15 protein-coding genes are annotated in these 14,649 nt (G+C 31.0%); 11 read left to right on the plus strand and 4 right to left on the minus strand.

What is annotated here, in order from left to right; genetic code table 11:
• The first annotated feature begins 86 nt into the window (after window positions 1–86).
• The 3 genes from FLAVO9AF_RS11875 (at window position 87) to FLAVO9AF_RS11885 (ending at window position 2,205) form a co-directional block, all read left to right on the plus strand.
• Window positions 87–485 carry a hypothetical protein gene (locus FLAVO9AF_RS11875; protein WP_159688915.1) on the plus strand — a complete coding sequence of 133 codons (399 nt, stop codon included), beginning with the start codon at window positions 87–89 and terminating at the stop codon, window positions 483–485.
• 28 nt (window positions 486–513) lie between these two features.
• Entirely contained in the window at window positions 514–1,233 is a 720-nt protein-coding gene (locus FLAVO9AF_RS11880; RefSeq protein WP_159688918.1) for a hypothetical protein, read from the plus strand.
• 72 nt (window positions 1,234–1,305) lie between these two features.
• Entirely contained in the window at window positions 1,306–2,205 is a 900-nt protein-coding gene (locus FLAVO9AF_RS11885; RefSeq protein WP_236552316.1) for a CPBP family intramembrane glutamic endopeptidase, read from the plus strand.
• Here the strand turns inward: FLAVO9AF_RS11885 and FLAVO9AF_RS11890 are convergent.
• Both FLAVO9AF_RS11890 and tatA read right to left on the minus strand, forming a co-directional pair.
• Window positions 2,202–2,963, minus strand: a complete 762-nt coding sequence (locus tag FLAVO9AF_RS11890) for a DUF3667 domain-containing protein (protein ID WP_159688923.1) — start codon at window positions 2,961–2,963, stop codon at window positions 2,202–2,204. The genes FLAVO9AF_RS11885 and FLAVO9AF_RS11890 overlap by 4 nt on opposite strands.
• 327 nt (window positions 2,964–3,290) lie before the next feature.
• Window positions 3,291–3,470, minus strand: coding sequence for a twin-arginine translocase TatA/TatE family subunit (gene tatA, locus FLAVO9AF_RS11895; RefSeq protein ID WP_159688925.1), 180 nt, complete (start codon window positions 3,468–3,470; stop codon window positions 3,291–3,293).
• A gap of 259 nt (window positions 3,471–3,729) precedes the next feature.
• Here tatA and FLAVO9AF_RS11900 point away from each other — a divergent pair, with 259 nt between their 5' ends.
• The 7 genes from FLAVO9AF_RS11900 to FLAVO9AF_RS11930 are packed head-to-tail and all read left to right on the plus strand — an operon-like array spanning window position 3,730 to window position 11,112.
• Window positions 3,730–4,182: a peptidase gene (locus tag FLAVO9AF_RS11900; RefSeq protein WP_236552317.1), complete on the plus strand. Its 453-nt coding sequence runs from the start codon at window positions 3,730–3,732 to the stop codon at window positions 4,180–4,182.
• 43 nt (window positions 4,183–4,225) lie between these two features.
• Window positions 4,226–5,716, plus strand: a complete 1,491-nt coding sequence (locus FLAVO9AF_RS11905) for a GH3 auxin-responsive promoter family protein (protein ID WP_159688931.1) — start codon at window positions 4,226–4,228, stop codon at window positions 5,714–5,716.
• A 1-nt stretch (window position 5,717) separates the two neighbouring features.
• The gene (locus FLAVO9AF_RS11910) at window positions 5,718–6,614 is read left to right on the plus strand and encodes a carboxypeptidase-like regulatory domain-containing protein (RefSeq protein WP_159688934.1); all 897 of its coding nucleotides are present in this window, start codon (window positions 5,718–5,720) and stop codon (window positions 6,612–6,614) included.
• Window positions 6,615–6,659: 45 nt separating this feature from the next.
• Complete coding sequence (locus FLAVO9AF_RS11915) at window positions 6,660–8,339, plus strand: hypothetical protein (RefSeq protein WP_159688936.1); 1,680 nt, start codon at window positions 6,660–6,662, stop codon at window positions 8,337–8,339.
• Window positions 8,340–8,346: 7 nt separating this feature from the next.
• Window positions 8,347–9,345: a hypothetical protein gene (locus tag FLAVO9AF_RS11920; protein WP_159688939.1), complete on the plus strand. Its 999-nt coding sequence runs from the start codon at window positions 8,347–8,349 to the stop codon at window positions 9,343–9,345.
• 8 nt (window positions 9,346–9,353) lie between these two features.
• Window positions 9,354–9,881 carry a hypothetical protein gene (locus FLAVO9AF_RS11925; protein WP_159688942.1) on the plus strand — a complete coding sequence of 176 codons (528 nt, stop codon included), beginning with the start codon at window positions 9,354–9,356 and terminating at the stop codon, window positions 9,879–9,881.
• Between the two features lie 46 nt (window positions 9,882–9,927).
• A complete protein-coding gene (locus tag FLAVO9AF_RS11930; protein ID WP_159688945.1) occupies window positions 9,928–11,112 on the plus strand; it encodes a hypothetical protein in 1,185 nt (394 codons plus the stop codon).
• On the opposite strand, the gene FLAVO9AF_RS11935 is transcribed toward FLAVO9AF_RS11930, so the two are convergent.
• On the minus strand, window positions 11,056–12,267 hold the full coding sequence (locus tag FLAVO9AF_RS11935) for an O-antigen ligase (RefSeq protein ID WP_159688948.1): 1,212 nt from the start codon (window positions 12,265–12,267) through the stop codon (window positions 11,056–11,058). The two genes, FLAVO9AF_RS11930 and FLAVO9AF_RS11935, sit on opposite strands and share 57 nt — an antisense overlap.
• A gap of 5 nt (window positions 12,268–12,272) precedes the next feature.
• On the minus strand, window positions 12,273–13,514 hold the full coding sequence (locus FLAVO9AF_RS11940) for an oligosaccharide flippase family protein (RefSeq protein ID WP_159688951.1): 1,242 nt from the start codon (window positions 13,512–13,514) through the stop codon (window positions 12,273–12,275).
• Window positions 13,515–13,598: 84 nt separating this feature from the next.
• On the opposite strand from FLAVO9AF_RS11940, the gene FLAVO9AF_RS11945 reads away from it, so the two are divergent.
• Window positions 13,599–14,648: a glycosyltransferase gene (locus FLAVO9AF_RS11945; protein WP_159688954.1), complete on the plus strand. Its 1,050-nt coding sequence runs from the start codon at window positions 13,599–13,601 to the stop codon at window positions 14,646–14,648.
• The last annotated feature ends 1 nt before the right edge of the window (window position 14,649 follow it).

A 14,649-nucleotide genomic window follows, 5' to 3' on the forward strand; every position in this document is an offset into this window, starting at 1 on the left:
TTTATTAAAAAAATTTTTACTCTTTGTGATAACCTATTCCTTTTTTATATAATTTTAGTATGTAAATCAATAAAAATAAAATAGATATGAAAACAAATTTAAAACGTATTGTAATGGTATTATTAGTGCTAGTACCTATGATTGCTATTTCTCAAGTAACGACAAAGAAAGTGGTTTTTCCAAGAGGGAAATCAGGAACCACAATAAAAGGGGTTTGTAAAGGTGAACAAACCATAGAATACATTTTGAGCTTAGGGCCTAATCAAGCATTGGCGGTAGATATGAAAACGAATGTGAATGCTTGCTATTTTAATTTAATTGCACCTAACGGAGATTTTTTATTAGCAGGTGAAAGAGAAGACTTAAAGAAATTTAAGGCAACGGTTACTGCACCAGGCGATTATAAAATTCAAGTATACAATATGAGAAGTGTTGCCAGGAAAGGAACCCCATCATCCTACACGTTGACTATTAGTGCAAAATAATTTTTAAAATAAACTTTAAAATTTTATTATGAAAACATTCAAAAAAATCATTCATTTTCTTTTTGTAATAGGTGTTCCTTTTGTAGGATTTTCACAAATTACCACTAAGAAAGTTACTTTTCCAACGGGAAAGAGTAGTACCACTATAAATGCTGCCATTAAGGGAGATCAAACCATTGATTATGTGGTTACTGCCAATGCAGGTCAGGTGTTAAATGTAAAGTTAACCACCAAAAGCACCTCTTTGTATTTTAATGTTTTGCCACCTGGTTCTAATGATGAAGCTATTTTTATTGGAAGTAATGAGGGCAATTCATTCGGCAGAACTTTAAACACATCAGGTTCTTATAAAATAAGAGTCTATCTATACCGAAGTGCAGCACGAAAAGGAGTATCGGCTAATTATTCTCTTTCGATAAGTGCAAAAGGAGGGGCTTCAACTAGTAGTTCGGATGCTAAAGTTTCTGGAACTAATTATAATGCTACTGGAAATTTGCGTGCAGCTACAGGAGGCAATAGTACATCAGCAACGTTTGGAGTTATTCGATCAAGTGGTGGAAAAGCGGAAGTTCATACTAAAATTTCAGGAGGTTTGAGTAGGGTATTTGTTTTTTCTCAAGGAGAATGGTCTTGTAAATCCGAAAACTGTAAATTGACCTTTGCAAAAATAGGAGCTGATGAATGGGAATTAATAGTGAATGATTATGAAAAATATTATATCCCGGATGCTGTAATCTACGGAGGATAAAAAAAGAGAGGGCAAATTAATTGCCCTCTCTTTTTTTGTTTTTTTTAAAATTTATCAACTTAAAATTTCATTATGCAAAATAGCACTATAAAATCATATTTAGATTGGGCCACAATAGGCAGAAAATCAATACTATTATACATCATTGGTTTTATATTAGTAATTTTCATAAGTTTAATTTTGGGTCAAATGTTTTTTATTGTTGGAGAAATAATTATGCCTTTTAATTCTCCTGGATTGAAAATTTTTAAATTTACTTTTTTTAGTTTTATTTTTTCATTTATTAGTATACCACTACTTATAGGATTACTTCATAAACGACCTTGGTGGAGTATCGCTATGCCAGAAAAAAAAATTGAGTTCAAAAAATTTTTTATTGGATTTTGTTTAGTACTAAGCATTAATATTATTTTTAATGCCATTGGTTATTTTTATGATCCTTCACAATACATTTATTCGGGATGTAATACTTACGAGTGGTTTTCCTTATTTTTATTGGCTTTTTTAGCTTTTTTCATTCAAGCAGCCACCGAAGAAATGGTGTATAGAGGTTACATTTCTCAATTTATATACAGAATCACCAAAAATCCCTTACTAGTTGTATTGGTATCATCAATAATTTTTTCCTTACCACATTTTGGCAATATTACTGGAGCCAACGGTATATATGCAGTATTGCCCTATATTGAAATGGGAGTTATGTTTGGCTGGCTAGCTTATAGATCCGGAAGTTTATGGATGAGTATAGGAGCACACATGGCAAATAATTGGTTTATAACAATGTTTGTGGGTAGTAATTTAGAAAAGATTCACAAATTATCTTTGTTTACAAAAATCAGCGAGACAAGTAGCCCAGAATCACAGTCAATTTCTTCCTTTATTTATGCGCTTTTGGTTATAGTAGTAGCAGAAATAATAATGAAAATTACTAAAACGAGAGTAACGGATAAAAAGGAACAATTAATAGATTAAATTTTACCTCCATTTATTGCAAATATTAAAATCCAATATATTAGCATAAATATCGTTGAAATGATCATTCCTAGTATCACTGAAAGAGAGGATTTTGTTATTATACCCAACTTGCTATAAAGTGTTTTATCATTAAAAAATTGATAAATGAACCAAAAGGAATAGACAAAAACACCTATTTGTACCAATTCATTTATCACTTTTAAAAAAGTTAAGTTATTAGTTATAAAAGAAAAAACGGATACTATTTTGGTCAAAATCAATAAGGCCGAAGCTTTGTATATATTTAAAATTAAATGTTCTGAAAAGTTGAATTTACTTTTCTTGAAAAACAAAAAGGTAAAAACAGCAACAATAGGAATGGTTATAGCTATGTAGGTTTTGGGATTGTCACGCACAAAATTGAAATAATTGGCGAGTAATTTTTTCCCTTCAACGTCTTCTGTAGTTATATCAGCTTGAGAAAAATGAGAATATTGGTCTATAAAAATGCCAATTCCAGATAGTAGCAAGAACAAACTCATATAATTCATATGATTGACTCTTTTTCCTAATAAATATTCTCGAATAGAGTGTCCAGGTCTTGTAAATAATTCTTTTATTGTATAAAATGCAGGATTTTTTAAAAAAGAATAATATTTACTTGCAATATCATTTTGAAAAATATGCTTAAATGAAAAACGAGAAGTACTTGTTTTTTGGCCACAATTATAACAAAATGAACCTGTGGCTTCGGAATTACAGTTTAAACAATTCATAGGCAATTGGTTTGGCTTAAAATTATTTTTTTCTTAAATAGTGATATAGTGAAATCAAAATAAAAAAAAATAAAACAGGGTAAATAAAGATAAGATCAACTCTTAATACTGGCGTTTCTTCGGATTGAGCCCATATTTGTACTATAATTTCCCAAATGACATATAGCACAAGCAAGGAAATTGTAATCTTTTGTACTAGAGTTAGTTTCATACTATTTTTACTAGTAAAGTACTGTAAAAAAATATAAAAAAGCAAGCATAAAAAAACCAAACCCTTTATCTATTGAAGTAAAGGGTTTGGTCTTTTTATTTTTAATTTTGAAAAGTTTATTCTTTTGTCTCTTCTTCTTTTTTCGAATTAGCAGGTTGGTCGTCTTTGGCTGCGTTTTTGAATTCTTTAATTCCGCTTCCTAAACCTTTCATTAATTCTGGAATTTTTTTACCTCCAAAAAGTAATAAAACAACTGCTAGTATAACTAGGATTTCTGTAACTCCAAATCTTCCCATGATTGTATTTTTTATTGCCGAAGCAAATTTGTACTAATTAATGCTGCAAATGTATACAGAATTCCTTAATCTGTTTTGTTTTTGCAAGAATTATTTATTCGTCTTAGCGTTAAATATATGATAAATTTGAGTTTATATGGTAATAATTACGGCTAAGGGCCTTTAAGCTAACAAGCATTAATCGTTATATTTGCCCAAATAAAAAGGAATTATGTTTAAAAATCGTTTGTTACCGAATCATCTGAAGAGAGTAGTATTCATGAAAAAACGGTTGATTCTAATCAATGAAGAAACCTTTGAGGAGTTATTTTCGTTCAAATTGAGTCTTTTGAATGTATTTGTTGCGGGTACTTTGGGTGCTATTTTTTTAATCACAAGCACTACATTACTAATCGCTTTTACTCCGTTACGGGAGTACATTCCGGGATATTCATCTTCTCAGCTTAAAAAAGAAGCTACGATTTTGGCATTAAAAGCCGATTCGTTGAGTCAGGCTTTGGAGAAAAACGAGGCCTATCTCAAGGGTATTCAAAAAGTTTTAACAGGCAAATTAGAACATGTGGCTTTTAATAAAGATTCGATTTTAGCTCAAACTCAATCAACAATTTCTCCTGAAGCCCTCAAAGCTTCGGAAGAAGAATTAAGTTTAAGAAAAGAAGTCGCCAAAGAAGAAAAAAGAGGCACTACTAAGGGTTCATTTAGCAAAAAATAACAATAAGCATCATCTAAAACGTTGCGTTTTAAACAAAAAATAAATGTCAATAAAAGCAATTGCAGCAAAATTATTTGCTAAAAAAATAGTCCGAAAGACACAAGAATGGGCACAGCATCCTGTTGCCACTCAAGAGGCTGTTTTTAAAAAATTGATAAAAGAAGCCAAAAACACTCAATTTGGGAAGGACCATCATTTTGAGAAAATACAATCGTATGCCGATTTTGTTCAAAATGTTCCTATCAGAGATTACGAAGGATTAAAATCGTATGTAGACTGTGTGGTGAATGGAGAAGAAAATGTACTTTGGAAAGGCAAACCACTTTATTTTGCCAAAACCTCGGGAACCACATCGGGTGCAAAGTACATTCCGTTAACCAAAGAGTCGATGCCGACACATATTCAAGCCTCTCGAAACGCCATTTTTCATTACATTCATGAAACTGGCAATGCTGATTTTGTAGATGGAAAAATGATTTTCTTGCAAGGAAGTCCAATTTTAACCGAGAAAAACGGTATCAAATTAGGGAGATTATCGGGCATAGCTGCTCATTTTGTTCCAGGCTATTTGCAAAAAAACAGAATGCCTTCTTGGGAAACCAACTGTATTGAAGATTGGGAAACCAAAGTCAATGCTATTGTGGAAGAGACCATAAAAGAAGACATGCGGGTGATTTCTGGAATTCCGTCTTGGGTACAAATGTATTTCGAAAAATTGCAACAAAAGGCGCAAAAGCCAGTTGGGGAATTGTTCAAAAACTTCAATTTATTCATTTATGGAGGTGTTAATTTTGAACCGTATCGCGCCAAATTCGAGAATTTAATTGGTCGAAAAGTAGATAGCATCGAACTTTTTCCTGCTTCTGAAGGCTTTTTTGCCTACCAAGATTCTCAAAAAGAGAAAGGAATGTTGTTGCTTTTGAATTCAGGAATTTTTTATGAGTTCATCAAAAGTGATGCCTTTTTTACCGAGAATCCAAAGCGTTACACCATAGGCGAAGTCGAATTGGGTGTCAATTATGTATTGATTATTTCGACCAATGCGGGACTTTGGGGCTACAATATTGGTGATACAGTACAGTTTACTTCATTGAAACCTTATCGCGTTATTGTTTCGGGTAGAATCAAACATTACATTTCTGCTTTTGGGGAACATGTGATTGGCAAAGAAGTAGAAAGTGCGTTGCAAGAAGCGATTCAAGGCACTAACATTCGCATCAATGAATTTACGGTGGCTCCGCAAATCACACCAAAAGAAGGATTACCTTATCACGAATGGTTTATTGAATTTGAAAACGAACCAGAGGATGAGGTTGCTTTTGTCGAAGCTATTGACCAAGCGATGCGCAAGCAAAATATCTATTATGACGATTTGATTGTTGGCAACGTTTTGCGAAAAGTAGTCATCACCAAAGTCGCCAAAAACGGTTTCCAAGACTATATGAAATCCATCGGGAAATTGGGTGGGCAAAATAAAATTCCGAGATTGAGTAATGATCGAAAAATTGCTGCCTTTTTTGAAAATAAAAATTAGAATGAGAAATAAGTATTGGTTTTGGATGCTGCTTTTTGCATTTCAATTTAGTTTTTCGCAATTAAAAGGTGTTGTCAAAGATAGTATTTCAGGTCAGCCCATTCCTTATGTAAATATTTGGGTGGAGAATGAAAACATTGGAACCACCTCAGAACTAGATGGCACTTTTACTATCAATGCAACGTCGGATAAAGTATTGGTTTTTTCGGCTTTGGGATTTGCATCCAAAAAGATAAAAGCAGATAAAATTGAAAGTGTTGTTCTCAAAAATGAAGCCATTGCATTGCATGAGGTAATCATTGCACCTCCAAAACACGATTCCGAAATTGTAATTGGAAATTATAATAAGGGATCGATTAATCATTATTTCGCCTGCGGTACTTCTCCTTTTATTGTGGCTAAATTTTTTCCATTTACCAAAGAAATGGAACAGCATTCTTTTCTAAAAAGTTTACTTGTCTTAACAAAAGCGGAAAAAGAAAACGCCAAGTTTGTATTGCGTTTCTTTGAGGTTAATCCAGATGGAAGTCCTGGAAATGATTTGACCGCTCAAAATATTGTAGTTCCTATTAAAAAAGGAAAAAAGAATACTTCAATTGATTTAGAATCTTACAAAATAAAAGTACCTACAAACGGTTTTTTCGTTGCTGTTGAGTGGTTGATCATCGAAGACAATCGTTATGAGTATCAATTTACAAAGGTCAACGAAGGTTCTAAAAAATTTGATGGGATAGGTTTCGATCCTAGAGTAGGGATAATTCCTAGTGAGGAAACATCAACTTGGGAATATTACAAAGGAAAATGGCGAAATAATAATTTTAAAAATTCTCAGACTGAATCAGCTCGTTACAAAGACAAATATTTAGAATTAGCGATGAAATTAACGTTAACCAACTAAAAAAAACTTTTACTTACCTTTGAAAAGTGATAAAAAGCAAAGAAGATGAATACAACCAAACATATATCAAGATCTAGAGCGCAAGAATCTTCTGCGGCTATAGAAAAAATGTACATTACGATGCGCCATTTATTCAACCGTGGGTTTTATAAACCAATGGGAATTTCGGGAGATACCTTACGGGAAGCTTTATTGGCTTTACGCCCAGAAATTTATGGTTCTATTGCCGATGAAAAAGTAGAATTGAATGGTTTATTATACGTTATCGAACGACTTCCAGTAGGGATTGAAGAATGTCGATTTATTAATCTTACTTCGGATGAAGGGTATTCTAAATCGCATTTTCAAGCTATTGTTCCGCCAAAGCGAAGAAGAAATTGTTACCGAATTGACGAAGAGCAAATGAATGTTGAAATCACTCGCGGACGTTCCGATATTTATGATATTTTGACGCATCTGACCTTCATTTTTATCGAATCTCATAAAATCAAAGACCGCGTTTTACTTGATGATACTGGCGAAGTTTCTAGAGATTGGTTAAAGCTAGAAGTAGCTGTAAACCAAACGAATAAGTTAACACAAATCGAAAAAGAAAAAGCGATTTCGCATGCGTCTAATATTTTAGGAAGAACTTTTGAAGAAGTATTAGACATTTATGATGCTTTTGGTTCAGAGAATGCACCTGATCGTTTTCTGCATGTGATCTATTGGTTAGGAAAATTAGCCATCGAGGAAGTGGTAGACAACAATAAAAGAACCATCACGTTTAGCCCTATTTTGAGAGAACGTTTGGGACACCATATTCATGGCGAAGTTTGGGCGAATAATATCAAAGAAGTTTTACAATCCAAAAACTTATTAGACCGACCTATTCACGTAATCAGTGCGAATATGCACAGTGTGATGAATTCTATTTTTGCCACATCACTACTCAAATCGAAGTTTAAGGATCAATCTGATTTTGTGATTTATGAAGAATTGAGTAAATCAGGCGCCAAAGAATTACGTAAGCAAGTAGAAACCGTGGCCGAGAAAAACGGAATGGTTTTTTTACCTGATACTTCAGGAACCAATATTGATGTGCAATTGTTTGATACCGCCAAAATTGATTGGTCCAAAACCGCTTTTCCAAAGGCAAAATTAGGAGACAAAGCGCCTGTTTTGATCGTTATGGATTATGCTTTTGGGGAACAAGCCTATGAAACCATTGATGAATTATTAAAACCCTACAAAAAAGAGACCTTGCTTAATGTACAGTCGGTTTCTATTATGGGAAAAGCTGGAATTCTCGAAGGAGGCAAAGGCGATATTATGATTCCAAATGCCCATATCAACGAAGGAACAGCCGATAATTATTTCTTTGAAAATGAATTGACCGCTGAGATGCTCGAAGGTAATGACATCGCTGTTTTTGCAGGACCAATGGTTACCGTTTTGGGAACATCGCTTCAAAATAGAGATTTATTGAAGTTTTTCCACGAATCGACTTGGGGAGTAATAGGTCTAGAAATGGAAGGGTCTTATTACCAAAAAGCAATACAATCGGCCTCTAAAATCAGAAAGAGTGTACCAAAAGACATCAAAGTGCGTTATGCTTACTACGCTTCGGATAATCCGTTAGAAACAGGAAGTACATTGGCTTCAGGAGGTTTAGGAACTACTGGCGTAAAACCAACGTATTTGATTACGATTAAAATTTTAGAACAAATTTTGAATACGCTATAAATAAAAAATGAATACACAAGCCCCAAACAATCAAGGAGAACAAGAAATTGATTTAGTACAGATTTCGAAAAAAATAAGTGCATTTTTTGATGGGATAAGCACTTCTATTTTTAGAGGAATTCAGTTTTTTATCCATAATCTGAAAGTCATTTCATTATTAGTTGTTATTGGATTTGGTGTGGGTTTATTTTTTGATAAGACACAAAAACAGTTTAATAATGAAATAATCGTAAAGCCAAATTTTGAAAGTGTGGATTATTTGTATTCAAAAATTGATTTGATTCAATCAAAAATACAAACTAACGATACTGCATTTTTTAAGGCTATTGGCATACCAAATAGTCCAAAAATTACTAAAATCTCGATTGAACCTATTATTGATGTTTTTAAGTTCGTTAACAATAATGAACAAAATTTAGAAGTATTAAAGTTAATAACTGCTAATAGCGATTTAAAATCTATTGTTAATGAAAAAACAACTGTAAAAAATTATCCATTTTATAGTATCGTTTTTACTACGAATGGGGTCTTAAAGGATGAACAAACAGTAAAAGCATTATTAAATTATTTCAATACTAGTCCATACTATTCTAAAATTCAAAAAAGACAATTAGCTAACATTGCGCAAAGAATTAAAGAAAACAATCAATTAGTTACTCAAATTGATGCTGTTTTGAATAATTTTTCAAATGCTCAATCTACGGGTTATCAAAAAAGTGATAAACTAGTATATTATAATGAAAACACGCAATTGAATGATATTATTAAAACCAAAGACGGACTATTGAGGGAGAATGCTAATCTTAAATTAGAATTAATTATAGCAGATAAAATTGTAAAAGAGAATTCGGTTGTAATTAACATTTTGAAAAAAGAAGCTATTGAAGGCAAGCTTAAATTTATTTTGCCAATATTGTTTATCCTTATTTATCTTTTGACCTATCATTTTAAAAAGTTCTATCAAAGACATTCTGAAATTGAAAAAATTAATAAACCCCAATCATAATAAATAAAATGAATTCAAAATTGTGTTATCTCTATTTCGTATTGTTTTTGACCTTGGCTTCTTGTAATCAAAAAGAAGAATCAGCGACAATTTCCAAGGACAATTTTACTGTGACTATAGAAGGTGTTTTTGGAAAAAATGACAAACTACAGGTTTTTTATCTCACCAAAGATTCAGAGTGGAATGATGAAAATTCTGTTGTTATGCCAGTTTATGCTTCCTCTGAAATGCAAAAGATAGAAGTTGCTCTTCCTGAAAAAGTTTCTCCAATAAATATTAGAGTTGATGTTGGTGAAAACAAGTTTCAGTCCAATATAACGATTAAGAACATTTCGGTTCTTTACAAAACGAAAACTATAGAAGGTAATAATGGTAATTTTACGGATTACTTTTATCCTAATGAGTTTATTTCTTGGGATCCTGAATATTATGGATACAAACTTAATTCAATAGGAAACGCATACGACCCTTTCTTTATGGGGAATGACCTGTTAATTAGTAAATTGGAGCAAATAAATACTCCACCAAAAGAGTAACTATTTAATAGAATTTTATTAATCTTATTTGTAGCGTAAAATCAAGATGCTTTTTAATTTCAAAATAAGCTATACTAATGAAAAAATTAGAGAGTATCTTTTTTTACTAGCTACTATACTTTTAATTTTTATACCCAAGGGAGGATTTAAACTTGCAGGTGTTCCAATTACTTGGGGTTATTTGTATTTAGGGTTTCTGTTTTTGCTTTCGCTTTTAATTATTTTAGACAAGAAAAAGTTCTTAGTTTCTTCTAATCATTTTTTGAGTTATTTAGCGACTCTTCCTTTTGTTTTATATTTTTCAATTAACTTGTTTTTTAGAGGTTATGATGGGACCTTAGGAAATTTAATTGCTTTTTATGTCAGTTTTGGGTTTATTCCCTTATGTTTTTTATTGTTAAGTCCATTCATAAAGAAAATTAATCCTTCCTATTTAGATACTTTGATAAGTAAAGCTGTTTTTTGGGTGTCTTTTTATGGTATTCTTTTATTCCTTTTTAAGCAACTTACGGGTCACTATATTGAGATTCCATATATCACAGTCAACTCAGGCGATTTAGGTACTTTAGAAGATAAGTATAATATGAGAGGATCATTGTATAAGTTAATTTCTACTTATAATAATGGAAATATTTTTGGAGTTTGTATGTTATTATTATTTCCAATTTTCCACAAGCAAAATCAATCAAAAATAAAATTAGCTATAGTTGTTTTGGCTTTGTTATTGACGCTTTCTAGAACGGTTTGGTTAGGGTTACTTTTTTATTTTATTCTAATTTATCGTGATAGAATTTATAAGCTGATTAAGATTTATGCGCTCTTAGGTATTATTTTTTTATTCTTCGCTACGTTGTTAATGGATCGTTTTTTTCAATACCATTCTTTCTCTGGATTTGTTTTGGATTCTAATTTGGGAGGGAGAATTAATCAAATAAGGCAGTTTACAGGCTTAAGTTTCTTTGGAAGTCAAACTTTTGATTTTATTGAAGAAATTGTTTATCTATCTATTTTTAAACAACTTGGGATTGTAGGTTTATTATTATTTTGTATTTCTTTTTTTTTACCAATTTATTTGGCTTTAACTACAAAAGGGAATAATCATACCTATCTTCTAGGAAGTATTACTTATCTATTTGTTTGTTTTAGTGACGGTTGTATGCTGTATATTCCCACTTTAGTTTTTTTCTATTTTGTGAATACTATGATTTTTATGCCTAAAAATACTGCCTAAAAACAAAAGGTCACAAACAAAATATATATAGATACCGTATTGTCTAACCAAAATATTTTCTGTAATAAATGAAATTACAAACAACACAGTTATTGAAAAATAAAGATATTGTTGCTGTCGTAGTGTTTCTTTTATTTTAATGAATAATGAAGAAAAAAAGGCAATAAATAAACTTAAACCACCTTTTAGTAAAAAATCTAAATATTGATTGTGGGAGTTTATTTTAAATTTTTTTAATTCAAAGTTATCAATAGGCTCATAACATTGATTTAATTTTTCTTGAATTAAACTATAATCCATTCCTAAGAAATGAGACTCACAAATTAATTTCCAACTGCATGACCAACTAGCATAACGAGTTGAATTTGTATAAGAATCAGTGCTAAAAAAACGAAAGGCATCAATATATCTTTGAGAAAATAAAACAACCAATATAATACTGCATCCAATGGCAATTTTGATTGAAAAAGGAATAGCATTTTTTTGTTTTTTAACAATTAGAATAAGAAGAAAAGAAACGAGTACTAATCCTAAAATAATATTCCGAGAATTGTAAATGATTAATCCAGAAAGTAAAGATGCAAACATACATATAAGGGCAAACTTTAAAAGAGTTGAATATTTTTTATAACCCAAACTATAATCTACTAAAAATAAAAGGGCAATTCCAATCCAAAGACACATATAGGTGCCGTGAATTTTGCTGTGCATTTCAAGATTGTATCTTGCCAAATACCAATCGAAATGATGATTAGGAATGTCAATGGCATAAAAACCAAGAAAGTATAAGCATAGTAAGCTTATGGAGACACAATACGCAAATTGAATCCTCTGTTTGTTTTTTATAAATGCATCTATTTCATACAAATAGCAACTGAATAGAGGAGCAAGGAACAGCAAAAAACTTTCTCCTATAAGTTTTAATGAAGGACTATTAAAATAAAGCAAATAGTAGAAGGTCGCAATAGCAAACGAACCTATAAAAGGAGCATTTTTATAAGTACACTTAAAATCACGAAACTTTACTACAGACAATAGAAGCAAACTCATTAGAATCATAAGTAGTGATTGAATTGCTTCTAAATAATAAAAAAAGGAAGATAGTATAAGTAAGTATAGCAAAGGGACTAGTAAAGGTTTGGCTGTTAGTTTCATTTGATCTAGTCTATTTGAGGTTTAAAAAAATTCAACTTTTTATCGTGAATTATTGAAAAATTAAGATAAAGAGTTATAAATACTTCTGTCAGAATCAACGCAATTATAATTCCATATACAGCAAAAAAATAGCACAGCACAGTAGCTAAAAGAATATTAAGAAGTAAGCCAAATAAATGGGAGTAAAAATAGCTGTTTTTCTTATGATGGAGAATCAAACTTATATAGGCAGATTGATTCAAGGCTGCAATCAAGGGTAATGGAGCAAGCATGATTAAGTATTTGCTAGATTCTGCCGTTGCGGTGTAACTAAAAATTTGAATAAGTTGCGAAGGAATAAAAAGTATGAATATGGTGCCCAAACCATAGATAACCAAGTAAAAAATAAAAATGAATTTTAGAAACCTGTTAAGTCGTGTAGTATTAGCAATACCAATGGAACAAGCTTTATAGTAGACCCCCTGAAATAAAACACTTATTGATTGTTTGCAAAGCATAATTATTTTTTCTGCAACATTGTAAATTCCCACTGTTGCATTGTCTAAAAACAAGCCAAGGATTAATGTACTTGAATTGAGTAAAGCACAAATCGTTACATTTGTCAGGAATAATTTAAAACCTAGCTTTAGTTCATTATATACCTCAGATAAGTTCGAAACTTTATAACGAAAGCGACATTTAATAATCAAATATAAGGTTGATAAAAGAAATAGTAAGATGTCCGTTATTCCTAAATAATAGAAAACATATTGGTAATCTTCTTGTTTACTTAAGGTTACAATAATTAATACAATACAAGTAATTTTAACTACTGTATTAATTATAAAATAAATGTTTACTTTATTCATGCCAATAAAGAAACAAAGATTGTTTTGTGATCTGGAAAACAAGAAAATCAAGAGTGATAATGAAAATACGATTTGGTTTTTCAAATCTTCAAAAAAGAAAACAAATGCTCCTAAAAATAAAAGTGTTGGGATAAAAATATAAACTTTTGTAGTAATGACTTTAGAAATATACTGATTTAAAAAGTTACTATTATCACCAATTTTCTTTATTTCAATTGGTGCAAAAGCATACCAGGAATAGTCATAAATGACAGATATCAAATTGATTAACGCCATAGAAATGGCAATTAACCCATAGTTTTCAATTCCAAATGTTTTGATGTAAAAGGGAATTAAAAAAAGGGGAAACAATAAATTGACTATATTAATTCCAAAACTCAGAGAAATATTTTTAAACACTATTTACAGATAGATTGCGTTTATAAAAGTAATCGTAAAGCAAAGTTTCTTTTTTGAAACTTTTTACAAATTAAAATTTTATTTTTGGAAAAATCAGAAAACAAGAACTTTTTAATGCACAAAATAAAAGAAGGATACAGCATTGCCATTCCAGCTTATGGGAGACCTAAAGAATATGAAGAATTATTGCAGTCCATTCTTGATATGAATCGAATGCCAGATGAAGTTGTTATATGTGAAGATTTTTCAAAAGAGCGATCAGTAATTACTCAAATAACCAATCAGTTTAAGCCCTTATTTGAATTAAAAAACGTTATTCTGACTTATGTTGAAAATGAAGAAAACCTTGGGTATGATGCTAATATTAGAAAATTAATTGATATAGCACTTTATAAATGGGTTATCCTTATTGGTAATGATGATTTGTTTCTAAAAAGTGGATTAGAAGAGATTCATTCTTTTTGTCAGCGAAACAATTCTGTTGCAATGATTTCAAGACCTTTTGTGCGTTTTGAAAAAGACATAAATAAACCCTTAGGAATTTCTAGAATTTTGTCAGAAGAAACAATTATTAAGAAAGGTGATTCTCCTAAATTAATATTTAGAGCCTGTGGGTTTGTTGGCGGATTAGTGATTAATAAAATTTGGGCTAAAGAGTTGGCAACTGATAAATACGATGGCACGCTTTATTATCAAATTTATCTTGCTGCTCATGCCTTTTGCACAAATGGAATAGGATATTTGTCTATGCCTTCTGTAGCGGGAAGAGCAGGAAATCCACCACTTTTTGGGGATTCAGATAAGGATGGGAAAACACATATTTCAGGAGCATATTCTGCCAAAGGTAGAGCATCAATGTGGAAAGGAGTAATAGATATAAGTAATGATGTCGAAAGATTTTATAACGTAAAAATAGCTCAAGAGTTAAGAAATGAGTTAATGATCCGACAGTCGTTTCATATTTTTGAAATGAATGTGGGAGTAACCAAAAAAATCTTATTTGAACTTAAGACAGAATTAGAAAAACTGAGCCTATTCAATCACTGGTTTCCTAAACTTCTGTATTTTATAAATCTAAATTTTGGTAAAAACGCGTATTACTTTTATTACTTTGCACGAAAAATTTTCCAATAAA

It is taken from the genome of Flavobacterium sp. 9R (assembly GCF_902506345.1).
Lineage (GTDB): Bacteria > Bacteroidota > Bacteroidia > Flavobacteriales > Flavobacteriaceae > Flavobacterium.